Genomic DNA, 23,975 nt, shown 5'->3' with positions numbered 1-23,975 from the left:
TATTTACTCATCGCCTAGCGCCAGCAAAGACGCGTTACCGCCCAAGGCAGCCGTGTTGTTAGTGACGGTTTTTTCAGTGACAAAACGCTGCAGGTAGTGCGGCCCGCCTGCTTTAGGGCCGGTGCCTGAAAGACCTTGACCACCAAAGGGTTGAACGCCCACCACGGCTCCAATGATATTACGGTTGATGTACACATTGCCTGCACGAATTTTCTGCGCTATGTCAGCGGCAAAGGACTCATTGCGGCTATGCACCCCAAAGGTCAGACCATAACCCCGGCCATTGATATCGTTGATTACCCGGTCAAGCTCGCTGGCCTTATAGCGCACGATATGCAACACAGGACCAAACTGCTCACGGGTTAACGCATTAATGCTGTCGATGGTAAAGGCCACCGGCGCCACAAAGGTACCGTTTTGGGTATGCTCGGCGGACATCGGCGTTTCGGCTACCAAGCGATTTTCGCCCTTAAGCTTTTCGATATGGGCAAGCAATCCCTTACGGGCTTCTTCGTCAATCACTGGGCCAACGTCAGTACCCAAATCACGTGGATCGCCGATGCGCAGCTCGTTCATCGCGCCTTTCAAGATAGTAATAACGCGGTCGGCAACGTCTTCCTGAAGGTAAAGCACACGCAGGGCTGAGCAGCGTTGGCCCGCACTTTGGAACGCTGATTGAATGACATCGACCACGACTTGCTCAGGAAGGGCGGTCGAGTCGACGATCATGGCGTTCATGCCGCCAGTTTCTGCAACCAGCGTGGGTAATGGCGCGTTTTCACGAGCGGCGAGGGCACGGTTGATGATCTGCGCCGTGTCGGTGCCGCCGGTAAATACCACCCCGGTAATGCGTGGGTCGGAAGTCAGCACGCTGCCCACTGTCGGGCCATCGCCCGGTAGTAGCTGAACCACATCGCGGGGCAGGCCCGCTTCATACAGCAACTCAATCACTCGATGGGCAACAATCGACGTCTGCTCGGCAGGCTTGGCCAGCACGGTATTACCCGCTACCGCTGCGGCGACAATCTGGCCGCAGAAGATGGCCACCGGGAAGTTCCAGGGGCTTATCGCGGCAAATACGCCTTTACCGCCCATGATCAGCCGGTTGGATTCACCGGTGGGGCCAGGCAGATCAATTGGCTCGCCAAACGACTCTTCAGCGCGCATGGCGTAGTAGCGGCAGAAGTCGACAGCCTCCTTGATCTCATCCACACCGTCCGTTAGAAGCTTACCGCCTTCGCGTGAGCAAAGGGTCATAAGCTCCGGCATGTTGTCTTCCATCAGATCGGCCAGGCGGCGCAGTACGGCAGCGCGTTCGGCAACCGGGGTTGCTTCCCAGCGCGGGAAGGCTTCCCACGCTGCATCCAGCGCCTTGGTTGCCTGCTCTTTGGTGGTCCACTGAACGCTGCCCACGGTCTGGCGGCGATCAAAGGGCGACGTTACCTTATGCGTGTTAGCAACATCGTCAGCTACCTCAAAAGCCAGCAGCGGCTTGGCTGGGTACTGCTTGTCCATAAAGGCGGCCATTTTATCCATCAATGGATAGAAGTGGCTGCGAATATTCAGGTTGACGCCCCGCGAGTTGCGCCGCTTAGGTCCGTAAATATCCTTGGGCAGCGGAATTCGCGTATTGGTTAACGATTTCTGTTTGCGCAGAGCTTCAATTGGGTGTTGGCAGAGCCACTCGACGGGCACCTCAGGATCAACCAGCTGGTGAACAAACGAAGAGTTGGCGCCGTTTTCCAGCAAGCGACGAACCAGGTAGGGCAAGAGATCCTTGTGGGCGCCAACAGGTGCATAAATGCGGCAGTAAGTTCCTTTAGGCGCACGCGTCAGTGCTGCGTCATACAGGGCCTCACCCATGCCGTGCAAACGCTGGAATTCAAACGGGCGGCTGTTGTGATTGGCCAGCTCAAGAATCGTGGTAACCGTATGAGCGTTATGGGTCGCAAACTGCGGGAAAATACGCCCTACGGTGTCGTTCGACAGCAGGAACTGGGCACAGGCCAGGTAGGCAACATCGGTGCACGCCTTGCGGGTATAGACCGGGTAGCCATCAACGCCAAGCTGCTGGGATTCCTTGATTTCGCTATCCCAGTAAGCGCCTTTTACCAAACGCAGCGGAATTTCGTCGCCCTGCTGGTCAGCCAGGCGGTTGATGTAGTGCAGCACCGGCAGCGCACGCTTGGAGTAGGCCTGTACCACCAGACCAAAATGACCCCAGCCCTTGACCGCGCTACTTTCGTACACAGCGCGGAACACTTCCAGTGACAGCTCAAGACGGTCGACTTCTTCGGCATCGATAGTAACGGCCACATTCAGCTCGCGGGCCTTGGTGACCAGCTTGATGACCGTATCGACAAGCTCTGCCAGTACCTGCTCGCGGCGACCAAACTCGTAGCGGGGGTGAAGCGCTGAAAGCTTGATTGATACCGAAGGTTTGGGCGTTTTATCGCTTAAGCGCTGGGAGGTTTTGCCCACCTGCTCAATGGCGCGGGCGTAATCATCGAAGTAACGCTTGGCGTCATCACGCGTACGCGCGGCCTCACCCAGCATATCGTAAGAGTAGGTGTAGCCTTTATTGAACAACGGTTTGGAACGTTTGAGCGCTTCATTGATATCACGGCCCAGCACGAACTGCTTGCCCATGATTTTCATGGCTTCAACCATTGCGCGGCGAATGACAGGCTCGCCCATACGATTAACCATGCGATTGATAAAGGTGGCGGGCTGACCATCTCGCGGGTGATCCAGCTTCAAGACGCGGCCGGTCATCAAAAGGCCCCAGGTTGAAGCGTTCACCATCCATGAATCGCTTTTACCCGCATAGGATTGCCAGTCAGCCGGGCCAAGTTTGTCTTCAATCAGCGCATCTGCAGTGACTTTATCAGGAATGCGCAGCATGGCTTCGGCCAGACACATCAGCATCAGACCTTCGTGGGTGTCCAGGCTGTACTGCTGTAAAAGCTCATCGATGGTATCAACCGCCGTGTCCATTTCGCGGACATCGCGGATCAAAGCCGCCGTGTTGGCCTCAATGCGGGCAAAATCTTCTCGATCCGTATCTAACAGCTTGATCAGCTCGCCGACGTAGGTTTCTTCATCAACCAAGTAGTGATCGCTTACCTGGGCCATCAGCGTATCGAGATCAGTTTGCCAGGTGGCAGAGTCACGCATTTTTTTAGCGTTGAGCATTGAGGCCCCCATGAATCCAAATTAGAACGAATAGGTAGTCGGGCAGCTACGCCCAAGTAGCGCTCGAATGTAGTGTGCTATGCGCTTTGGTGTATGTCGTTTCCTCGGCAAAACGTGTCAATTTCGTGGCAAGCATGTGTCATTTTAAACTTTAGTAGCATGCATTGGGCGCGGTTAACGGGCTTTTCCCCCGTGATGGAGAAACAGGCGCGATGGGCGCCGAGGCGCCCTGGCGCAATGTACGCGGCGACACGCCATAGCTACGCCTGAAAGCGTGGGAAAGCGCGCTCTGATTGGCAAAGCCGGTTTGAATGGCAATGTCGGTTAACGGCAGGCGGCTTTGAAGAATCAGCTGACGAGCGGCGTGCAGCCGCTGGCGCTTGACATATTGCCAGGGCGAAAGCCCGGTTTGGGCACGAAATCGCTCGGAAAAGTGCGCCTCGCTCAGGCAGGCCAGTTTGGCCAAATCGGAAACTCGTAGCGCATCGGCTAAATGGTGACGTATAAAGCGGTCTATCTGGGCAATATCAATGCGCCGCTGGCAGGTAGATGTGGTATTGCCAAGGCGCGCTTTTAACGACCCAAGCAGCGTCGCTGCCAGTCGGTCCTGCTGAAAGGAGGTGATAGACGTGTCAAATCCTTGGGCTAGTTCGCTTTCCATAAACGCAAGGTAGTGGCGTAAGGGCGTATCAAGAGCAAAAAAGCGCGGCACATCAAACAGCGCCACCAGCTCACGATGCTCACCGGTCAGAGCTGGCGCATCTTCCGGTAAATCGAGAATCAGCTGGCGGTTATGCCCGTGGCCGGCATAGTAATGCTCATGATTTGCAGGCACGATACAGCCTGAAAAAGCATTGATACGTCCGCCTAACCCCTCAATTTCAAACTCTGAAGAACCGCACAGGGTGATCACAATCTGATGAAAGTCGTGTGCGTGATGATGAGTGGCGCTATCCAGCGGTATCTTGCGAATGGTACTCGGCATGCGAATCATCTCCTGGCACTGCTGAAGGCCTCATTTCTGGCGCAGCGCCGTATGGGCCGCTAGATGGTCACGTAATACTTGTAGCTCCGCCTGACCTTCGGCGTTTAAAAGCGGTTTGCCTTGGGCGACCTGCCAGCGCCGCCCATGTAAATCCATCAGGTGGGAGGCGCGACGGCGAACGCTTTCTAGGTACTCATCGTGACGTATCGGGTAACCAATAATGGCATTCCATTCGGTTTCGCCTACCTGGCTATTGAGCGCCTTGTCGAAAAGGGCCACCAGATCTTTGGGTTCAGTGCGGTAGCGTGGTGTACCTACGGTCATTAGTACCAACAACACGGCACCTATCACTAGTAGGCAAACCCCCAATACCAGAAGGTATAGCGCCATGTATTCACTCCTAACCGCCGTTATCCATAGTGTGGTTTAGTATACGCGCGCGTCTTGTGAGACGAAAATTTTCCAGATTGGCGAACTTTTTCGGTGTTTAGTGTCTTAAGTAGTACAGGCAACGTAGCGATAGCAGTCGCTAATAGTGTTGTCCTAGCTATTGTTTTTCGATCCCTTGTTTCCGCTGCTTTTTCAAGCAGCGGTTTTTTTTGATCTTAAGTATTGCGTGGCGGATGAGCTGCCCAAAGCCCGTCAATGGCAGCGAATGGTGAGCAGCGCCATTAGAATATCACGTCGCGTTACTATACCCACCAAGCGTTGCTGCTCAACCACCGGGTAAATCTTGGGCTTATTGCCTATCATTTCCTGCGCAAGGTCCGTTACGCATTTGTTGGGCGTGGTGGTTAGCACTTCCTTACGCATCAGCTCATGTACCAAAGGCGTTTCATGGTCATGATAAAGACAGTCAAGTACACGGCCAATAACATCCTGCTCAGAAATAAAACCGATCAACCGGTCCGAGCTGTCAACCACCGGCGCGCCTGGCAGACGATGAAGCGCAAGCCCCTGTGCCAGATTCGTAATTGAGGTGGAAGGGGATACGCGGTAACAGTCTCGGGACATGATATCGCGGACAGTGTGGGGAGTATGTTGACTCATCTTGGCACTCCTTACGCACAAGGTTTATGTAGATCGATGTTGCGTACTGGTAAGGGAGGTGGCTAAGCGCAACGTTTACGCGGTGGTGGAATAATGCTTAAGGCATAGCCTTTAGCGTTGCTATGGCTGATATTGAATTTATGGTGGTAGCTGATTTTATAAAGATAGCTTAATTAGCCGCACCTGCTGCTGGCAGGCGCTCTAAAATTCAACGCTGAGTTATCACTCAATCAAGGAGCCTTACATGGATGCACGTGAGTACCTTAATCGCAAGGGTGTGGGCGTTGACCGAGAGCCTGATCGCCCGAATACGCTGGAAGAGAAAGCCTGGGAGCGTGCTCGTGGAGCCGGGCTGCAGCGGCCCAAGTCCGGTACGCCTCATGATTGGGAAGACTGGGAGCGTCATCACGACGATATCGCCGAGGACGCCGCCAATCTGGAGCAAAAAATCGATAAGCAGGCACACCGAAAGCTGCAGACAGAGTCAAAGTCGTCTTCAACTAAAAACGCGGTAGACCACTTTACGCCGCCCCAAACGCCCGCTGCAAAGGCAAAAGTTGAATCAATGAACGCTACCGGGAAAGCCACGCCATCGAATGTTAAGACGCCAGCAGGGGATCTATCCGCCCCCGAGCCTGCTGCACTTAAAGTGGCCTATATGATGCTTGCCGTATTACTGCCGCCGCTTGCGCTAGGCTTAACGGGAGCGGGCACCAAACGGGTATTAATGAGCGTAGTATTGACGCTGCTTGGCTGGGTGCCTGGGGTTATCCATGCGTTTATCTGGTTGAGGCATCGTTAACCATTAATATAACGGACCTGTTTTTTAGAAAAAATGGACTAAAAGGTTCCCTTTGCTTTCAAATAGTTATAATTTTTTCTCAGTCCATCTATTCTTGTATTAAATGGACTGCGATGTCGCGCGAGTCCATTTTTGACATTGCCTGGGGGCTGCGTGACCACCCACCATATAGTTATCAGTAGCTCAGCGCGGCTTAAGGCATGTGCTGCGCCGTTTGGTATCGTTCTTAAATTATTGCGCGGGCTGTAACGTCGCCTTGGGCCCAACAGCTTTTTCTCCAGGAGCCCCGAGATCACCAAACTTGTCCATGGGGCAGGCCGGGCATTGGAGTTGATTGCAGAACCGGCAAACAGCTAAGGCGGTTGTTGCATCGTGAGGCATCGTCGATAGCATCGTCTCGGCGAGGCGTTCCAAGACAGGAAGGTCCTCGGTAGGAACCCGCTTCATAACTGCCTCGATTGCTTTCTGACGGCGCTCAAGTATTGCTGCACGCTCAGCCTCACCTTCTACGGTCAGGTGTAACGCCAATGTACGACGATCATGCACCGATGGCGAACGCTCAAGGAAACCGGCGTCTTCAAGGAGGTCTACAATTCTCACCGTGTCGGGATGACTTAGCCTGAGTACGTGCACCAACTGGCCGATCGACAAGCTTGGCGTGTGGCCGATAACCACCATCGCTGCAAGTGCTCCCCGCCAAGAGGGGTCTGCTCCGATATTGCCAGCCGTATACGCTCTGCAATGCCTAACGCTAACGCACCCACGAGGTTGGCCAAGCGTTCAGAGGTATCAATACACATCGCATTCTTGCCCCGAAAGATTTTGCTGACTACTTTATATATATGCATGCCGCACGCATATAAAGGTGGGCTTTTATTTTTGATGTGAAACAGCTGAACAAACTCAAGCGCCTTGACGAGGATGCGCCTGACGCGATGAAAGCGTCCTGGACTTTCGATAAGGCCGCCTTCACCGAAGGGGCGTTCACCGTCCAATAGAAGCAGCTCATTGCCGTTGCCGTAGCGCCCACCACGCAATGCCCGTATAGCATAGAGTTGCACAAGAAAGCGGTGCGCGATGAAGATGCTTCGGTTGTACAGCTCGCCGAAGTGTCGTTGGTAGCCGCTTCCATTCGTACTGGTGGGGCCGCCACGCATGCCTCCCATCTTTAGGAGCCGCACATCGCAGGATGGCCCTTGGTAAGGAGGGGCCTGAATGGATCTACTGACAGAGGTATTGTCATGTCATTATCCGCGTTTGCTATCAATTGCACCTTAAAAGCCTCGCCCGGCGAATCTTCTTGTGAACGACTGCTAGCAGAGACATTGGCCGAACTCGAACGCTATGGCGTGACGGGTGAGCAACTGCGTGCAGCTGACTACAATATCAAGCCCGGCGTGACCTCTGATGAAGGCGAGGGGGATGATTGGCCTGCGATACGGCAGAAGATTCTTGATGCTGACATTTTTATTCTCGGATCGCCCGTCTGGCTAGGCCACCCTTCCAGCATTTGCCAGCGCGTGCTTGAGCGGCTGGACGCGTTTCTCGGCGAGACGGACGATGAAGGACGGCTGGTTTCCTATGGCCGCGTCGCAGGCGTCGCGGTGGTAGGCAACGAGGATGGAGCCCATCATATCATTGCCGAGCTTTTCCAGGGGTTGAACGATGTCGGCTTCACCATTCCCGCCAGTGCCTGCACCTATTGGGTGGGTGAAGCGATGCAGCCGACCGATTTCAAGGATCTCTCCCAAACGCCAGAGATGATCCAGAAAGCAACGGCTGGTCTCGCGCGTAACTGCGTGCACCTAGCCAACCTTCTCAAGCAAACACCCTACCCCGCGCAGAACACTGGGTGAGCGAAGAAAATTAGCTTCAGGAAAAATTGCTACAGAAACGATACATTCCTAGCTTGTTAGAAAGCCAGCTGGCTTCCACGTTGTATCCTGCTAGCTTAACCAAGCAGTAACATTTCGCTAATTGGTAATGGAATTGCTTAACTCCAAAGCTTAGTAAAAAACCGGTATCGAAGGAGGCGAAAATGCGACACGCAGACAATCGCATGGAGCGAAACAGTCTAATAAACGGCGCCCTGAAAGGGGCTGTAGCCGGTGCTATTGCCGTATGGGTTATGGACCGGTTCGATTGGTTTGACTGGGAACATGAAGATCCCGAAACGCGACAGCGCACCCAGCAGGTGCGTCCAGGCGGAATGGACCCCGCACATGTCACTGCGAATAAGGTAGCGGAGGCGACCGGCAAGGAGCTTTCTCCTTCTCAGCCCCACCCAGCCGGGCAAATGGTGCACTACAGCCTGGGAGTTGGGCCTGGTGCGCTTTATGGGGCGCTAGGTGATCAGTATCCAGTGCTCACGACAGGCCGAGGCGCACTTTTCGGACTTGGACTATTCATAGCCCAGGACGAAATTCTCAATTCAGTCACAGGCCTTGCAGCCAAACCCCAAGATTATCCTTGGCAAGACCATGCGCGCGGCCTTAAGCAGCACGTAATCTACGGATTGGTAACCGACTCCGTTTTACGATTGCTAAATAAGGTAATAAAGAGCTAAGTGACTTCAGAACCTGCCTTGAAGCTTATTCAGACAGATCAGGGAGCAGCCCAGTAGCGTAAAGGCATAATGAATATCGACTCGCCTTTGATAGCGAGTGGCGAGTCGCCTCATCCGTCCTAGCCAGGGAAAGGTCCGAGCGCAGAACGAACAGGATACCTGCCAGAGTTGCGGTTAGAAACGGGAGGTCTTCCGCCACGCGGCTTGGGTGTCCTTCACCTTCACCTTGCTTACAGTCCATTTTAGTTAAACCTACAGTACGAAGTGCCGGGCGCAAACCTACAGGTGTAAATGACGGTTTATTGGTTGGCAGGCGAGAAGAAGTCCGTATAATTCAAGTAAACCATTTTAGAGAATGAGGTTTACAGTGAGTTATCTAATAAGCATAACGGTGCTTTGGGCGTTTTCCTTTTCATTGATTGGCGTGTATCTGGCCGGGCAGGTTGACAGCTATTTTGCGGTGCTGGTCCGGGTCACGCTGGCGATGCTGGTCTTTTTGCCTTTTTTACGCCCCAGCTTACTGCGTGGTAAGCAGCGTCTGGCGTTGATGGCATTGGGTGCTATACAGCTGGGGGTCATGTACACCTTTTTTTACCAGTCGTTTTTACTGCTTTCAGTGCCTGAAGTGTTGCTGTTTACGATCTTTACTCCGGTCTACATTGCTCTGCTGGACGATCTTATGTTCAGGCGTTTCACGCCAGTTTATCTGTTAACTGCGCTGCTGGCCGTCGTGGGCGCTGCGGTGATTCGCTACGATGGTATTGATAGCGGTTTTTGGCTCGGGTTTCTCGTGGTACAGGGCGCCAACATGTGCTTTGCCCTTGGCCAGGTTGGCTATCGTCGCCTAGCCGCTGATTTACCGCCCACTCTGGCTTGGCATAATGTGTTTGGCTGGTTCTTTATTGGCGCCATGCTGGTCGCGCTGCCCGCTTACCTGCTGTTTGGCAATAGTGACGCGCTCCCTTCTACCCCCGTTCAGTGGGGCGTACTGGCGTGGCTTGGGCTAATGGCCTCAGGAGTCGGCTACTTTGTGTGGAATCGGGGTGCGACAAAAGTTGATGCGGGCGCGTTGGCGATCATGAACAACGCACTCATTCCGGCAGGGCTTCTGGTCAACCTGCTTATATGGAACCGCGATGCAGATATCATCCGGTTGCTGATAGGCGCGCTGATCATGGGCGCATCGCTTTGGTTGAATCACTGGTGGCTCTCACGCCGCAAGACGGCTATTGCCTGAGATGTTTTGCCAGCAACCGGCTCTGGCAGAGGATCAAGCGTGGGTGCTAATCAGACGACTTCTTACTAAGTAGTTGTCTTAATTTGACTAAGCCTATTTGCCCGATACCCTGGGTAGCTCCATAATGGGAAGCTGATGCTAGCGAGAGCCGTCCATGCTGAATCCAACGTCAAGGCCGTCACCCGACCAGAGGAGTACCCGGCCCTTTAAAACGATCGGCTTGATTGGTCGCCTGGGAAGTGAAAAAGTCGTCGATTCGTTACAGCGGTTGATTCGCTACCTTGTCGAGCACGACTATCACGTATTGGTCGAAGACCGTACGGCAACCGTGATTCCTCACCACGGCCAGCCCGAAGCGAGCCGCCGGATGCTGGGCGAGCTTTGCGATCTTGTGATTGTGATTGGTGGCGATGGTAGCTTGCTGGGTGCGGCCCGCACGCTTTGCCGAAGTGGCACACTGATTTTAGGCGTTAACCGCGGGCGGCTGGGGTTTCTTACCGATATCTCGCCGGATGAGCTGGAAAGCCGGGTAGGCGAAGTCCTGGCCGGTGAGTACGAGATCGAAGAGCGCTTTTTGCTGGATGCGGTGCTGTACCGTAACGGTGTTGCGGTAGGCAATGGCGATGCTTTGAATGAAGTGGTCGTGCATCCTGGAAAAGCCGTACGCATGATTGAGTTCGAGCTGTTTATTGACGGCCAGTTTGTGTACAGCCAGCGTAGCGATGGCTTGATTATCGCCACGCCAACCGGGTCAACGGCATACGCACTTTCTGGTGGGGGACCCATCATGCACCCCAAGCTCGATGTCGTGACGCTGGTGCCCATGTTTCCTCATACGCTTTCAAGCCGCCCCATTGTAGTGGATGCAGCCAGTGAGATTCGCATTCATATCGGGGAAACCAATCAGGCGTACCCGCATATAAGCTGCGATGGGCAGACCCGAGCCGTTGCCAAGCCAGATGACGTACTGGTAATTAAGCGCAAGGCCGAGCGCGTCAAGCTTGTGCATCCCATCGGGCATAATTTCTATGAAGTGCTGCGCAGTAAACTAGGTTGGAGCCACCGGCTGGGAGATTAAGCATGGCGGGTTACGACCTGATTGGTGATGTTCATGGCTGCGGTGCCACGTTGGTTGCCTTACTGGAAAAACTGGGTTACCGAGAGCAAGGCGGCGTATACCAGCATCCGCAGCGTAAAGTGATTTTTCTAGGCGATCTGATTGACCGAGGTCCGCGCATTCGTCTGGCCGTTACCGTGGCCCGGCGCATGGTGGAAGCGGGTGAAGCGTATATCGTCATGGGTAATCATGAACACAATGCGCTGGCATATACCCACCCAGCACCGCCCGGCAGTGCCAAGCGCTGGCTGCGCGAGCATACGCCACGTCATAATCGTATCATGGAAGATACACTGGCCCAGTACCAGGATTACACCAATGAATGGGATGACACGCTGGCCTGGTTTAAAACGCTACCGCTTTTTTTGGAAATGGATGGTATTCGCGTTGTGCATGCGTGTTGGGATGAAGCGCTTATTAATCAGTTAAAAAAGCGTTTTCCGGATGGGCGTATCGATAACAGCTTTCTGATAGAGTCGACCGATACCTCCACCCAGGCTTATCAAATTATTGACCGACTGACCCGTGGAGCGAATATCCCCCTGCCACGGGGCATGACTATTCAATCAGGCGATGGCTATACCCGGCAAAGCTTTCGGGCGCATTTCTGGGCTGCCCATCCCGAGCAGTGGGGCGATGTGGTGTTTCAGCCAGATAACCTGCCGGGCGATTTGGAAACGCGTCCGTTAAGCCCACATGAGCGTCAGCGCTTGAGCTACTACGGTCCCCAAGAGCCACCGCTTTTTATTGGCCACTACTGGTGTGAAGGAATTCCGGCACTACCGACCCAGAATATTGCCTGCCTGGATTATAGTGCAGTGAAGTATGGTCGGCTGGTGGCCTATCGCTGGAGCGGAGAAACTAAGCTAAGCGCTGATAACTTCGAGTGGGTTCAAGTAGTTGAAGAGGATTGCGCCTGCACGGATTTAGATAGAAATGATTCTGATTAACCTAAGCTTCTTTTTGATACAATTGCTTACATTATTTTTTCAAAAAGGCTGAACTAACTGTGCAGTCGGATATCAGAGTAGGTGTTCCCTTGAATGATCCCTTGCTTTGATCCGGCGGCCCCCTCCGCCGGATTTTTTTGGTTTATGGTTTTTATTCCCCTTTATCGAGAGAGGTTCAGTGATAAAGAGGCCGGTTATTTACTGAACTGACATATCCCTTTTGCATGGGCGAAGGTTTTTACAGGGAGAGACTATGCACCCCGTTGTGCGTTTACCAAGTGGCGCCAATACCCAGGAGCTGCGCAAGGCACTTTGGCATTATCGAATCGGCCACCGCATTACTGAAGAGCCCGATGGCCCTTTGTTGTGGATAGCCGATCCGCGCCAGCACGAGCAGCTCAAAGCGCTGGTTGTACGCTGGGAACGCGGTGAGCCGCTTGTTCTGGATCAACCCGTTGAACACCCTCATACAAAAGGCAACACGTTAGCCACACTCAGAAGGGTTCCCGTCACCGCGATGGTCATTGTCATCAGTCTGATGATTTTTACGCTAATAGGACTTTTTGGCGATAGCCTCATGACGGCACTTACCATTGTGCCGGTCGGCGTTAGTGGTAATCAGCTAGTGTATGGCAGCTTAGCCGATGCACTAGGGTCGGGGCAGGTATGGCGGTTGCTGTCTCCGGCATTTTTGCACTTTGGCTGGATGCATCTCATCTTCAACCTGATGTGGCTGTGGTATTTTGGGCGCCAGATCGAGGCGCTACAGGGCAGCCGAACCATGCTACTGCTTATCCTGGTGGCGGGTATTGGTGCCAATCTCGCCCAGTACGTGACGGGTACGGTACTGTTCGGCGGCATGTCGGGCGTCGTTTATGCGCTATTGGGCCATGTCTGGTTAATGTCACGCCGCGTACCCTACAGCGGATTTTTTGTGCCTCAAATGCTGGTGGTTTTCATGTTGGGGTGGATGGTATTCACCATGACGGACCTGGCGGGTTCAGTAGGTTTTGGCAACGTGGCCAACGAAGCGCATTTGGGTGGACTCCTCGTGGGGCTTGTGACGGGCTGGTACTATTCGTCCCGACGTTTGAGAAAAAAATGAGAGGCTTTCAATGAGCGATATGACCTTTGATAAAATGATTAACCAGATGACGCCTGCAATTTATGAAAGTCTCAAGCAGGCGGTATCGCTACGCAAATGGCCCGACGGTCGTTTCTTGACTCAGGAGCAAACGGAACTCTGTCTGGAAGCGGTCATGCGTTACGAGGCTGAAAACAACGTGCCTGAAGAGAACCGTGTGGGCTATCTTGAGCAGCGCACCTGCGGAGCAGCGTCTTCAGGTGCTAATGTCACGCCGGAAATGGCGGGCCTGGCTCGGGATGCAACGCGTGATTGAAGTGTCCAACCAGATTCAAGGATGTTTAAGCAAAATGGCGGCGGCACTGCCAAGCCACCAAGATGCTCAAGTGGTCTATCATTTGCGCGCAGGCAAGCATCAGGTTCCCCTGAATGAGCGAATCGGCAAACCGATATCGCTTGAGTGGAGCGGGGCGATTGCCTGTACGCATTGCGGTCGGGCAACCAAGAAAAGCTTTGCGCAAGGCTACTGCTACCCTTGCTTCAAGCGACTGGCCCAGTGCGATACCTGCATCATGAAACCGGAAACCTGTCACTTTTTCTTAGGTACTTGTCGTGAGCCCGAGTGGGGCGAAAAGCACTGCTTTCAACCGCATATTGTTTATCTGGCTAATTCCTCAGGACTTAAGGTGGGCATCACCCGTAAAACCCAGATGCCGACCCGCTGGCTGGACCAAGGTGCTATCCAGGCGCTTCCTATACTGGAAGTCAACACACGCCAGCAGTCAGGGTTTGTCGAGATGCTTTTCAAGGAGCAGGTAAGTGACCGAACCAATTGGCGAGCCATGTTGAAAGGGGAAGTGGAGTCGCTTGATTTAAGTGCCGAGCGTGATCGCCTGCTGGAAACGCTTAGCGATGGCTTGAATCAACTGCGTGACCTACATGGAGAGGACGCGATTCGTGCATTGAATGAAACACCTTCCACGTTTCACTATCCGGTCGAAGTTTTTCCACGCAAGGTGGTATCCCATAATTTTGATAAGCAACCGCTGGTCGAAGGCATACTGCAAGGAATTAAAGGACAGTATCTAATTCTGGATAGCGGGGTAATTAATCTCCGGAAATTCACGGGTTACGAAATTACCCTGACATAAATCGCCTAGCCAGAGTGTCAAGTGTTGACTAAAGTAAAGGGAGAACAATTTACCTAAGTCCAACGCCACGCAAGGAAGCTTCAATGCCCTGGCTAAAACTGCTGCATATAGCCTCGCTCGTTATCTGGTGCGGCTCACTTCTGTATCTGCCTGCGTTACTTAGCTATTCACTACAGCTGCGTAAAGATGCGGGCTTTGCCCAGGGCTCTCCGCCCATGCCGCGGTTTTTTTATATTTCCGTGGCAACACCGGCAGCTTTGATTGCCATATTTTCAGGCACCCTATTATTTCTGTTTCATGGCCTGCTGGGCGGATGGCTAGTGCTTAAACTGGGTGCGGTCGTTGCCATGGTAGCCGCCCACGGTAGCTGTGGGTGGCTTATTCTGCGCTTGGAAATGGGAATTTATAAAGGGGTAAAAATTGCGTCAATAGTGGCACTGCTGCTGGCGTTGGCGGGCATTATCAGCGTTTTGGGTTTTGTATTGGCCAAACCGCTGGATTGGAGCTAACCCGCCATGATATCTACCTTGTTACTCCTCTACCTCAACCCCCACCGCGTGTTCATACACCAACTGGCCGCCCAGCCAGCCCGCCAGCGCAACAAGGCCTGCAGTTACTACGGATACGGCGATACCCCAGGGCAGTACCAGATCGGGGTCAGTAAAGCGTATCAGCCAATTAAGCGAGGCCAGCGAAAGCATGACCACCGCGACAATGGCGTGACTCCAGCCGGTAATCAGGCGGCGAATTTGGCCTACGCTCACCAGGTCGATGGTGCCTGCGATACTCGCAAACCAGCCGCCCAACGCGCCAACGCCTGCCAGCCAAAGGCCAACACGCAGCCAGAAGGGGTCTTCGGTATACCAGTAACCCAAATCGCAGGCCACCAGAGTCATGAGCGCAGCAACGGGAAAATGAACCATCAAGGGATGCAGCGGGTGGCCAGCAATGGCAGCGCGACTTTTAATTGTACGCCTATTGGGGTTTGCCATGATCACTTCCTGTGGGCAGAAAAAGGGACAACAACATGAGGGAACGCTACTTGTATCACGTCACCTCGCTATGTATTCAACGTGTTGCGCTGCGACGGGTCAACCGGTTAATGGTGTTACTGACCGTGTTGGTACTTGCTGGGTGCGCAGGCGATAAATCTATTTTAGACCCCGCTGGGCAAGCTGCACGGGATGTCGCGCTTGTCTGGTGGGTCATGCTGACATTTTTCACGATCGTATTTATCGGCGTTATCGCGCTGTGGCTTTATGCGTTCAAGCGCAAGCACCATGAGCGCACGGCTGCCCAGGAGCGTAAAATTGCCCGGCGCTGGATTATAGGGGGGGGAATTTTACTGCCTGTGTTTAGCGTTAGTGCGCTTCTCATGTTTGGCATACCGGCTGGCAAGCGCATGCTGCCTTTGCCATTGAGCGAGCCACCTGAGGTGATTGAAGTCATCGGCCACCAGTGGTGGTGGGAAGTCCGCTACCCGGGCGCTGAAAATGGCGAAGTCGTCACCTCGAATCAGCTCATCATGCCAGCAGGAGAACCTGTTGATTTTCACGTGACTTCTGCCGATGTTATCCATGCTTTCTGGATACCCCGGTTAGGCGGCAAGATCGATATGCTGCCGGGACGCGTTAACGTGATCCGCCTTGAAGCCGATGAACCGGGTGTATACGGGGCTCAGTGTGCAGAGTTCTGCGGCGCCCAGCATGCGCATATGGACCTTTACGTCGAAGCCGTCGAGCGCGAGGAGTTTGACGCGTGGCTGGCGGATCGCCAGGAAGAGCGTTTGGCAGAATTGGCCGTGGCGGATGATGAGTTTGCCCAGGCGCGTGAGACTTTCACTTCCACCTGTGCGGCTTGCCATAGTGTTGCCGGTCTTTCTACTTCAAACATAGGTCCTGATCTTTCCGATATTGGCGCGCGCCCTATGCTGGGGACTGGCGTACTGCCTATGGAAGAGGGCGCTATTCAGTATTGGCTGGAAAATCACCAAACGCTTAAACCGAGTAACAAGATGCCGTCTCACAATTATATGGATACTGCCACCTTGGAGTCCCTGGGTGCTTGGCTGGAGACCCTGACCCCATGACTACGATAAATCGTGAAGCAACGGGCCCTGAAAATCTTCAAAAGTTACACGACGACCTCTCTGAGGTATGGGGTAACCCAAAGGGTTTAAAAGCATTAACCATCGTCAACCACACCACACTTGGCCTTCGGTTTATGGTCACGGGGATGGCATTTTTTCTGATTGGCGGCATTTTAGCAATGCTGATCCGCACGCAGATTGCCACGCCCGACCAGAATTTCATGACCCCGGAGATTTATAGCCAGGTCACCACCATGCACGGCACGGTGATGATGTTTCTGTTCGCTATTCCCATTCTGGAGGGGCTGGCGATCTATATGATCCCCAAGATGATTGGCGCGCGCGACCTGGTGTGCCCCCGGTTAACTGCTTTAGGCTATTGGTGCTATCTGTTTGGCGGCATCATCCTTTGCTTCAGCATGGTGCTGGAAATGGCCCCCGACAGCGGTTGGTTCATGTATACGCCGCTGAGCAGCAACGAATACTCGCCAGGACTTGGGTCTGATTTCTGGCTTTTGGGCATTACCTTTGTTGAGATTTCGGCGCTTTCAGCGGGTGTCGAGCTGGTGGTTTCCATCTTGCGCACCCGTACCCAGGGCATGGCGTTACATAAAATGCCGCTGTTTGCCTGGTACATTCTTGCCATGGCGCTGATGATTGTGGTGGGCTTTCCGCCCCTGATTCTGGGCAGTATTTTGCTTGAGCTTGAACGCGCGGTAGGCATGCCGTTCTTCGATATTGCAGGTGGCGGTGATCCGGTGCTTTGGCAGCACCTGTTCTGGCTATTTGGTCACCCTGAGGTTTACATCATTTTCTTGCCGGCTGCAGGCATTGTGTCAACACTCATTCCCGTATTCGCCGGACGGCCTATCGTAGGGTATGGCTGGGTTGTTTTTGCGATTACCGTTATGGGATTCATCAGTTTTGGCTTGTGGGTTCACCACATGTTCACTGTGGGTATTCCTCAGCTGGCCCAGGCGTTTTTCTCGGCAGCCAGTATGCTGGTGGCGATTCCAACCGGTATTCAGGTGTTTGTCTGGCTTGCCACGCTGTGGCTTGGCAAGCCAAAAATGAAACTGCCTATGCTATGGATCATCGGTTTTCTGGTGATTTTTGTGTGCGGCGGTTTGACTGGTGTCATGCTGGCGCTGGTGCCCTTCGACTGGCAGGTGCATGACACCCACTTTGTGGTTGCCCATATGCACTACGTGCTGGTGGGCGGCATGCTGTTTCCGCTTATGGCCGGGATCTACTACTGGCTGCCGCTGTTTTCCGGACGTATGCCGTCAGAAACAATCGGCAAGTGGGGGTTCTGGCTGGTGTTTATCGGCTTTAACGCCACTTTCCTGATTATGCACTGGACAGGGCTTCTGGGTATGCCGCGCCGGGTATATACCTACAATACTGGCTTTGGCTGGGATATCTTCAACCTGCTTTCCTCGATTGGCGGCTTTGTCATGTCGGCGGGCTTTGCCATGGTACTTATCGATATTACCTTGCACTTTCGTTACGGCAAGCCAGCCAAAACCAATCCATGGAACGCCGATACGCTGGAGTGGGCCAACAAGTTGCCACCTACTCCCTATAATTTTGTGAGCTTGCCGCCTATCGAAACGCGTCACCCGCTTTGGGAGCATCCTGAGCTTCCGCAGGAGATGCAGGAAGGCAGGCATGGCCTGGCCACAGCAAGCCACGGACGCCGTGAGCTTTGGGGGACCGACCCACTGACCGGTAAGGTGCGTGAAATTATTCACGTGCCCAGCAACTCCTGGTGGCCGCTATTTGCGGCTATGGCACTTGCCGTGGTGTGTATCAGCCTGCTGCTGCGCTGGTACCCGGTGGCAGGGGCCGGGGTGATGGTTGCCATTGGCTTTTTGTTGCGCTGGTCGTGGGAAAACGGCGCTCATCCTAAAGCAGCTCCCGATGCCAAAGTGATGCCCGGCGATCCTCCGCTTCATTCGCGTACCATGGATGGCCCCGGTTTATGGGCCATGACCACGGCGATGATCGCCAATGGCTCCTTCTTCCTATCCTATCTCTTCGGCTGGTTCTATTTATGGACCGTATCGCCAGAGTGGCGCATGCCTGACGCCTCGCCGCTCTCGCTGGTTGCTCTAGTCGTTGCAGGTGTCGCGTTACTGGGTGGCTCGGCACTGATGGAGAGCAGCGTACGTAGGTTACGTAAGCAGCTGGACAGCGGCCTAGCGATGCGCCTTTACGGGGCAGCGCTTTTAGGCGGCTTACAGTTTGTGCTGATTTTATGGGTGATGTGGAACGCCAACTTGGTTGTCACTGAAACCTCCCACGATGCCATCTTGATGGTAGGCCTGTACTACGCATTGCTGCATAGCGCCTTGGGAACAGTCATTTCCCTGTTACAAGGCATGCGTGTTGGCTACCGCTATGTGGGCGCCCATGCGCCGTTTGAGCCTGTAGTGGTTACCTACTTCTGGCGCTATAACGTCGTGGTGTTTTGGATACTGATTGCTGCGTTGGCTGTTTTACCACGAGTGATTGGAGGTTAAGGGATGAATGCGATGGTGCAGCGACTACACCTTACCCATCCGGGCCATTTCGTGGGTGGGCTGACTCTTTGGAGCATCTGGTTTATCGCCGTTTACGGCGGGCTCTCGGTGGCCTGCGCCGTGGTGCCGCCTGATCCGGCCCAAGGCGCACTCACCCATATCAATATCACCCTGCTATTGGTGAGTTTAATCACAGCTCTGCTGTTGGCAGGGCTGGCCTGGGGATGCTTTCAGGAAGCCAAGCAGCACAAAGGGCGTCAGCACTTCAACGCCTTCGTTTCCGCGTGGCTTTATGTGTTTTCTACCTTGGCTGTAGCGTTTGTCGCCGCACCAATCATTGGCCTACCGCCTTGCCTGTAAGCGGTAAAGAACAGCCGATGAAGGCGATTGGCGAGTCAGACACTAACGAAGCCCTCTACACGCTAAACGGTATGTGGTGCACTAGCTGTGCACTAGCAGTAGAGGGTGTGTTGGCCCATCGACAGGGTATTGAGCGTATTAGCGTTCATTACCCGAGCGCAACGCTGTGGGTAAGAGGAAGTGCCAAGTCCATTTCGCTTGAAGCGCTGGCGCCTAAAGTAAAACGTCTGGGCTATCGCTTAACCGAGCTTGAAGCTCACGCGGATGCGCATGCGCGACTAGAACAGGAAAGCCGCTATTTAAGTTTGCGCCTGCTGGTGGGCTCGGTGTTTGGCATGTGGACCATGCTCGCCTCCATCTTGATTTATGCTGGCGCGTTGCCTAACCCGACGATTGAATGGGTCGTTGCCTGGGTGTCAGGAGCGTTTTCTATTCCGGTGATCACCTTTGCCGGTTGGCCGTTTTATCGGGCGGGCCTGCGCACGCTGCGCGCCAAGCGCCCGGGCATGGATGTGCTGGTAGCCCTTGGCGTCTGGTCGGCGGTCGGGGTGTCAGTCGGGCTCTTATGGCGCGGCTCGGCAGAGGTGTATTTTGATACGGCCGTCATGCTGATTGTGCTGCTACTAGGCGGGCGGCTGGTGGAAACGCTATGCCGTCACCGCGGGTTAAAAGCTCTGGATGTTTTGCCCCAGCCAAGCGACGAGGCCATGGTTTGGGAAGATACCCAGTGGCGGTTCAAATCTTTAACCGACGTTCAACCAGGCGCGCGGGCTATGCTCAGTCCAGGCGAACTTATTTCACTGGATGGTGTTTTGGAAGAGGCCGCCTGGGTGGATACAGCGTCATTAACCGGCGAGAGCACACCTCGCCACTTTCCCAAAGGCGAGCCAGTTTATGCCGGGTGTCGGCTATTGGGTAGTGCTGATGTCGTTATTAGGGTCACTCACGCCCTAGGGCAGCGCCGCCTGGACCGCCTTCGTGATCAGATGCGCCACTATCAGACCCAAAAAGGTGAGCTGCAAAAACTTGCCGACCGGTTTGCCGCCTGGCTAAGCCCCGTGGCGTTGATACTGGGAGTGGCCACTCTACCAGTAGGCCTAGTGATGGGGCTTGGGATAGAGGACGCCATCGTTCGAGCGCTTTCAGTACTGGTAGTAGCCTGCCCCTGCGCGGTAGGGCTGGCCGTGCCCTTAGCAAGCCTGGCAGGGAGTGGGCAACTTTTGAATCAAGGCATTGCGTTGCGCGATCCGGCAGCGCTTGAAACGTTAGCTAGAGTAAAAGCTATTGCTCTGGATAAAACCGGCACGCTGACACAAGGCGAGCCTTTGCTTGTGAACTGGGCAAGCCGTGAAGGGATAACCGAACAAGCGCTTAAAGCCACGCTTTATCAGGTAGCAGCCAACAGCCAGCATCCTTTGTCTAAGACGCTCAAACGTTGGGCGCGTTCTGACCAGTCACCTGCGATGCCAGAAGTCAGCGCACCTCTCTGTGTAGTACAGGACGTTCCCGGGCAAGGTGTGCACCTTCGTTTATCAGAATATGGCGATATTTGGCTGGGCAGCCAGCGTTTTCTAAATAGTCAGGGTATTGAGCCACCTGCAAATAGAACCGACACCTCATTCCAGGCAGCTTCTGAAGTAATGCTAGCTGATGCCCAAGGCTGGCTAGGCAGCTTCTACCTTGAAGATACGCCGTATGAGGACGCCGCGCCGAGTATCCAATTACTGCAGGCCGATTACTGGGTGGTCATGCTGAGCGGGGACCGGCCAAGTGCGGTCGAAGCAGCGGCTGAACGAATTGGATTGGCGCCGGATGCCTGCTTTGCAGAGCGCTCGCCAGAGGCGAAAGCCCGCCTAGTGCAGGGGCTGCCAAGCCCCACGATGTTTGTAGGCGATGGGGTTAACGACACACTGAGCCTGGCTGCCGCCGATATTGGTGTGGCGCCTTTCAACGCCAGTGATGCTGCCCAGGAAGGGGCCGCGGCACACCTGCTCAAGCCCGGCATTGCGAGTCTGGTTGAAGGGCTTGCCATTGCCCGGGCCACCCGTCGTGTCATGCTGCAGAATTTAACCTTGTCGGCGGTGTATAACACCCTGGCGCTTGGGTTGGTGATCATCATGGCTATTCCCCCGCTGGTCGCGGTGCTGGCCATGGTCGCCAGCTCATTAAGCGTTACGCTAAATGCCGCGCGGCTTGCCTGGCGCGATTGATCTGTTGAGCAGGCAGACCTATGGAGCAGCATTGATAACCGGGTAGCCAAGTGCGTCGGCCAGCGATTTGGCCTGCTTTTTGACCCAGACAGGGTCAATGGGCCCCCAGCTGATAATCCGGTATTCGCCGCTGTTATGGCGTTCGCCTTCGGTCGGTTGAAACTGGCATTCAATATCCAGCTCGGCCAGAGAGACGAGGGTATCCTGAGCCGTACGTCGCGGCATGCCACAGGTGCTCACTAGCGCAGGTACGCTAGAAACCCCCTGATCGATCAGATAAGCCACGTAAAGACGGCGATAGAAGCTGGATTTTGTCTTGCTGAGAGGATCGGTCATAAAATCTACCGTGTGATTACCTTATAAATGAGCGCGGACTAAAGCATACTGAACGCCCTCTGCCACAGCCACCGTTTAATACGTATGCACATTCTCTTTAAAGACGCTATGCCGCATGCGTTGGCCCAGGCGATTGATGCGCTCCACACGGCGAGCTTCACCTCACGGTTGACGGCGCTGCTCAAAGCCATTATCCACTTCAACTGTGCAGTGATCATTGGGCATCGGCCCGGCAAACATCCTATCTATCTGTTCGATTCCATCCCCGAGCGCCGGGAACTGCTTTTTCAGCTCTATCTACTGTAGGACTATCAGCAAGACCCTTTCCTGGTGGCGCTTGGCCACGCCCCGCGTCTCAGGGGATATCGAAGAGCGTTTCGGTGGTATCTATGATGATCACCTGACATCGCTCGGGCAAGAACAAAGTAGAGAGGTCGCAAGGGCGCTTCAGTTAATAGGTGCTGAATCATTATATGCGAGCTCACTCATGCGGGCGCAAGAAACTGCTGCCATTATTAGTGAAGCCACTGGCTTAGTATGTAGGACTCTTCCTGAATTTCAGGAGCGAAATCGCTATGGCGTGCTAAGCGGGATAGTTAAATCAGAAGCAGCACGCACTTTTCCGGACGAAATTCAAAAAAATCAAGATGAAAAGAGCAGCATCGAAGGATCAGAAACATATGCGGCTTTTAAGCAAAGGGTTTTATCCGCGCTTGATAAGTTAAAACATGAATTGACTAAAACTCCTTCCATCCTTGTGGCTCATGGGGACGTTATTCGCCTTTTTCTCAAATAATTGTTTCATATTCAGCATGTTAAAGTGGGTGGTCGTGCTTGTTTGAAACTAACCCTTTTAGATGATAATTACGAAGTTAACGTTGTAAAGGGAGTGATGTTTCGATCATCGCCTAAAGATTGATATACATATCTAGCTTTTGTTAAAAAGCCTGATGCTTATAAATAACCGCAAATTAACTGAATATTTATTAAAACTCTTTTCAGTTCTTAAAATTAGCGCTGGAACATCATAGTGCCACGCCATTGTCACGCCTATGTCACTTATAGTCGCCATTCTTCGATGGAGTGGTTGGGTTATAAGTGCGTTCTTCCTTACAAGGGGATGTAGCAATGGCCGAAAATATCAATAGCGCTGTTCAAGAGGTTTTACCCAACCAGAGAGGAAGGGTAAAGGTAAGGCGCAAAGGTACGCTAAGGCAGTGGCTTACGCTTGCCTTACTGGTATATTTTTTGATTTGTGCGGTATCGATCATTGGCAATGGGTTTAAAATTGCCGCAGGTGAACACGCTGCTCAACTGTTTGAGTTTGCAGTTAACCCCTTTATAGGGCTGATGATCGGAATTACCGCTACAGCCTTGATTCAATCCTCGTCGACCGTTACCTCCGTTATTGTGGCCTTTGTGGCTGGGGGACTGCCGGTTGCTACCGCGGTGCCTATGATTATGGGAGCTAATATTGGTACCACTGTAACGAATACGTTAGTAAGCCTTGGTCATGTTCGCGATAAAGCCGAGTTTCGGCGGGCATTCTCAGCAGCCACTGTTCATGACTTTTTCAATTTACTGGCCGTAGCCATTTTCCTGCCTATTGAACTTATCTTTCATCCACTTGAGAAACTGGCACTAAGTACGGCGTTTATGTTTTATGGCGACGCGGACCTTTCCATGGGAAGCATCAATATTGTCGGTATGGCAACGAAGCCGATTACCTCTACCGTCGAAAGTATGGCCATGAACCTGCCCACGATTGCTGGTGGAATTGCCATGATTGTTTTTGGCATTGCCGTGATTTTTTTAGCGATTCGCTATATTGGTGCGCTGCTGAGAGTATTAATGGTAGGGCAGGCGAAAAATATCATGCATAACGCCATTGGGCGCGGCCCCGTTACCGGTATTGCTTCCGGCGCTTTGGTTACGTTTTTAGTCCAGTCCTCTTCCACGACCACAAGTTTAATGGTGCCATTGGCGGGGTCAGGGGCGTTCTCTTTACGTCAAATCTATCCCTTTACGTTAGGGACTAATATTGGAACTACGTTTACGGCGCTGCTTGCTGCCACTGCGATTACCGGAGCGACGGCCATACTGGCCCTTGAGATCGCCCTGGTCCACTTAATGTTTAACTGCTTCGCGGTGCTGATTATCTTCGGGTTGCCATTTCTTCGTCCGCTACCTGTTAAAGGTGCTGAGTGGCTAGGCCGGGTGGCTTCTGAAAGAAAAGTCTTAGCAGCCGCTTGGGTATTAGGCGTATTTATTTTAATACCAGCCATCCTGATCGCGTTCACTACGCTGCTTTGAGGTAA

At 53.6% G+C, this 23,975-nt stretch carries 25 protein-coding genes; 18 read left to right on the top strand and 7 right to left on the bottom strand.

Going from position 1 to position 23,975, the window contains the following annotated elements; genetic code table 11:
- Positions 1 to 3: 3 nt before the first annotated feature.
- The 4 genes from putA to ELY38_RS13635 all read right to left on the bottom strand — a co-directional run bounded on the left by putA (position 4) and on the right by ELY38_RS13635 (position 5,230).
- Positions 4 to 3,195, bottom strand: a complete 3,192-nt coding sequence (putA, locus tag ELY38_RS13650; protein ID WP_127062818.1) for a bifunctional proline dehydrogenase/L-glutamate gamma-semialdehyde dehydrogenase PutA — start codon at positions 3,193 to 3,195, stop codon at positions 4 to 6.
- A gap of 151 nt (positions 3,196 to 3,346) precedes the next feature.
- A complete protein-coding gene (locus ELY38_RS13645; RefSeq protein WP_127062817.1) occupies positions 3,347 to 4,180 on the bottom strand; it encodes an AraC family transcriptional regulator in 834 nt (277 codons plus the stop codon).
- A gap of 30 nt (positions 4,181 to 4,210) precedes the next feature.
- The gene (locus ELY38_RS13640; protein ID WP_127062816.1) at positions 4,211 to 4,570 is read right to left on the bottom strand and encodes a hypothetical protein; all 360 of its coding nucleotides are present in this window, start codon (positions 4,568 to 4,570) and stop codon (positions 4,211 to 4,213) included.
- Positions 4,571 to 4,822: 252 nt separating this feature from the next.
- Positions 4,823 to 5,230, bottom strand: coding sequence for a CBS domain-containing protein (locus ELY38_RS13635; protein WP_127062815.1), 408 nt, complete (start codon positions 5,228 to 5,230; stop codon positions 4,823 to 4,825).
- 244 nt (positions 5,231 to 5,474) lie between these two features.
- Between ELY38_RS13635 and ELY38_RS13630 the strand changes: the two genes are divergently transcribed.
- Positions 5,475 to 6,032, top strand: a complete 558-nt coding sequence (locus ELY38_RS13630) for a YqaE/Pmp3 family membrane protein (protein ID WP_127062814.1) — start codon at positions 5,475 to 5,477, stop codon at positions 6,030 to 6,032.
- 231 nt (positions 6,033 to 6,263) lie between these two features.
- On the opposite strand, the gene ELY38_RS13625 is transcribed toward ELY38_RS13630, so the two are convergent.
- Positions 6,264 to 6,710, bottom strand: coding sequence for a MarR family winged helix-turn-helix transcriptional regulator (locus ELY38_RS13625; RefSeq protein WP_246009147.1), 447 nt, complete (start codon positions 6,708 to 6,710; stop codon positions 6,264 to 6,266).
- Between the two features lie 377 nt (positions 6,711 to 7,087).
- Between ELY38_RS13625 and ELY38_RS19710 the strand changes: the two genes are divergently transcribed.
- The 10 genes from ELY38_RS19710 to ELY38_RS13575 all read left to right on the top strand — a co-directional run bounded on the left by ELY38_RS19710 (position 7,088) and on the right by ELY38_RS13575 (position 14,646).
- Entirely contained in the window at positions 7,088 to 7,204 is a 117-nt protein-coding gene (locus ELY38_RS19710; RefSeq protein WP_422822336.1) for a hypothetical protein, read from the top strand.
- 69 nt (positions 7,205 to 7,273) lie between these two features.
- Positions 7,274 to 7,888 (top strand): flavodoxin family protein, encoded by a 615-nt coding sequence (locus tag ELY38_RS13615; protein ID WP_127062813.1) that lies wholly within the window; start codon positions 7,274 to 7,276, stop codon positions 7,886 to 7,888.
- Between the two features lie 182 nt (positions 7,889 to 8,070).
- Complete coding sequence (locus ELY38_RS13610) at positions 8,071 to 8,598, top strand: DUF1440 domain-containing protein (protein WP_127062812.1); 528 nt, start codon at positions 8,071 to 8,073, stop codon at positions 8,596 to 8,598.
- 367 nt (positions 8,599 to 8,965) lie between these two features.
- Positions 8,966 to 9,835: a carboxylate/amino acid/amine transporter gene (locus ELY38_RS13605; protein WP_127062811.1), complete on the top strand. Its 870-nt coding sequence runs from the start codon at positions 8,966 to 8,968 to the stop codon at positions 9,833 to 9,835.
- A gap of 154 nt (positions 9,836 to 9,989) precedes the next feature.
- Positions 9,990 to 10,913, top strand: a complete 924-nt coding sequence (locus tag ELY38_RS13600; protein ID WP_127062810.1) for an NAD(+) kinase — start codon at positions 9,990 to 9,992, stop codon at positions 10,911 to 10,913.
- A 2-nt stretch (positions 10,914 to 10,915) separates the two neighbouring features.
- Positions 10,916 to 11,902: a metallophosphoesterase gene (locus tag ELY38_RS13595; RefSeq protein WP_127062809.1), complete on the top strand. Its 987-nt coding sequence runs from the start codon at positions 10,916 to 10,918 to the stop codon at positions 11,900 to 11,902.
- A gap of 253 nt (positions 11,903 to 12,155) precedes the next feature.
- Positions 12,156 to 13,007 carry a rhomboid family intramembrane serine protease gene (locus tag ELY38_RS13590; protein WP_127062808.1) on the top strand — a complete coding sequence of 284 codons (852 nt, stop codon included), beginning with the start codon at positions 12,156 to 12,158 and terminating at the stop codon, positions 13,005 to 13,007.
- Positions 13,008 to 13,017: 10 nt separating this feature from the next.
- Entirely contained in the window at positions 13,018 to 13,302 is a 285-nt protein-coding gene (locus ELY38_RS13585; RefSeq protein WP_106375930.1) for a YeaC family protein, read from the top strand.
- Positions 13,286 to 14,137, top strand: a complete 852-nt coding sequence (locus ELY38_RS13580; protein ID WP_127062807.1) for a DUF2797 domain-containing protein — start codon at positions 13,286 to 13,288, stop codon at positions 14,135 to 14,137. The genes ELY38_RS13585 and ELY38_RS13580 overlap by 17 nt, the downstream gene beginning before the upstream one ends.
- A gap of 83 nt (positions 14,138 to 14,220) precedes the next feature.
- A complete protein-coding gene (locus tag ELY38_RS13575; protein WP_127062806.1) occupies positions 14,221 to 14,646 on the top strand; it encodes a CopD family protein in 426 nt (141 codons plus the stop codon).
- Positions 14,647 to 14,667: 21 nt separating this feature from the next.
- Here the strand turns inward: ELY38_RS13575 and ELY38_RS13570 are convergent, their stop codons facing one another.
- Positions 14,668 to 15,129, bottom strand: a complete 462-nt coding sequence (locus tag ELY38_RS13570; protein ID WP_127062805.1) for a DUF2231 domain-containing protein — start codon at positions 15,127 to 15,129, stop codon at positions 14,668 to 14,670.
- Positions 15,130 to 15,164: 35 nt separating this feature from the next.
- Here ELY38_RS13570 and coxB point away from each other — a divergent pair, with 35 nt between their 5' ends.
- From coxB to ELY38_RS13550, 4 genes are read left to right on the top strand one after another with little or no spacing between them, the layout of a single operon-like run.
- Positions 15,165 to 16,226, top strand: a complete 1,062-nt coding sequence (gene coxB / locus ELY38_RS13565) for a cytochrome c oxidase subunit II (protein ID WP_185858988.1) — start codon at positions 15,165 to 15,167, stop codon at positions 16,224 to 16,226.
- Positions 16,223 to 18,751, top strand: coding sequence for a cytochrome c oxidase subunit I (ctaD, locus tag ELY38_RS13560; protein WP_127062804.1), 2,529 nt, complete (start codon positions 16,223 to 16,225; stop codon positions 18,749 to 18,751). Before coxB ends, ctaD begins: the two co-directional genes overlap by 4 nt.
- Positions 18,752 to 18,754: 3 nt before the next feature.
- A complete protein-coding gene (locus tag ELY38_RS13555; RefSeq protein ID WP_127062803.1) occupies positions 18,755 to 19,111 on the top strand; it encodes a hypothetical protein in 357 nt (118 codons plus the stop codon).
- A gap of 17 nt (positions 19,112 to 19,128) precedes the next feature.
- Positions 19,129 to 21,321: a heavy metal translocating P-type ATPase gene (locus tag ELY38_RS13550; RefSeq protein ID WP_246009145.1), complete on the top strand. Its 2,193-nt coding sequence runs from the start codon at positions 19,129 to 19,131 to the stop codon at positions 21,319 to 21,321.
- Between the two features lie 18 nt (positions 21,322 to 21,339).
- Here the strand turns inward: ELY38_RS13550 and ELY38_RS13545 are convergent, their stop codons facing one another.
- Positions 21,340 to 21,657 carry a winged helix-turn-helix domain-containing protein gene (locus ELY38_RS13545; RefSeq protein WP_127062802.1) on the bottom strand — a complete coding sequence of 106 codons (318 nt, stop codon included), beginning with the start codon at positions 21,655 to 21,657 and terminating at the stop codon, positions 21,340 to 21,342.
- Positions 21,658 to 21,741: 84 nt separating this feature from the next.
- Between ELY38_RS13545 and ELY38_RS13540 the strand changes: the two genes are divergently transcribed.
- The 3 genes from ELY38_RS13540 to ELY38_RS13530 all read left to right on the top strand — a co-directional run bounded on the left by ELY38_RS13540 (position 21,742) and on the right by ELY38_RS13530 (position 23,970).
- Positions 21,742 to 21,963, top strand: coding sequence for a hypothetical protein (locus ELY38_RS13540; RefSeq protein WP_185858987.1), 222 nt, complete (start codon positions 21,742 to 21,744; stop codon positions 21,961 to 21,963).
- A gap of 31 nt (positions 21,964 to 21,994) precedes the next feature.
- Entirely contained in the window at positions 21,995 to 22,453 is a 459-nt protein-coding gene (locus ELY38_RS13535; protein WP_185858986.1) for a histidine phosphatase family protein, read from the top strand.
- 332 nt (positions 22,454 to 22,785) lie between these two features.
- Positions 22,786 to 23,970: a Na/Pi cotransporter family protein gene (locus tag ELY38_RS13530; protein ID WP_127062800.1), complete on the top strand. Its 1,185-nt coding sequence runs from the start codon at positions 22,786 to 22,788 to the stop codon at positions 23,968 to 23,970.
- The last annotated feature ends 5 nt before the right edge of the window (positions 23,971 to 23,975 follow it).

It is taken from the genome of Vreelandella nanhaiensis (genome assembly GCF_003990185.1).
GTDB classification, from domain to species: domain Bacteria; phylum Pseudomonadota; class Gammaproteobacteria; order Pseudomonadales; family Halomonadaceae; genus Vreelandella; species Vreelandella nanhaiensis.
This window is presented reverse-complemented; position numbering and strand designations above follow the sequence as displayed.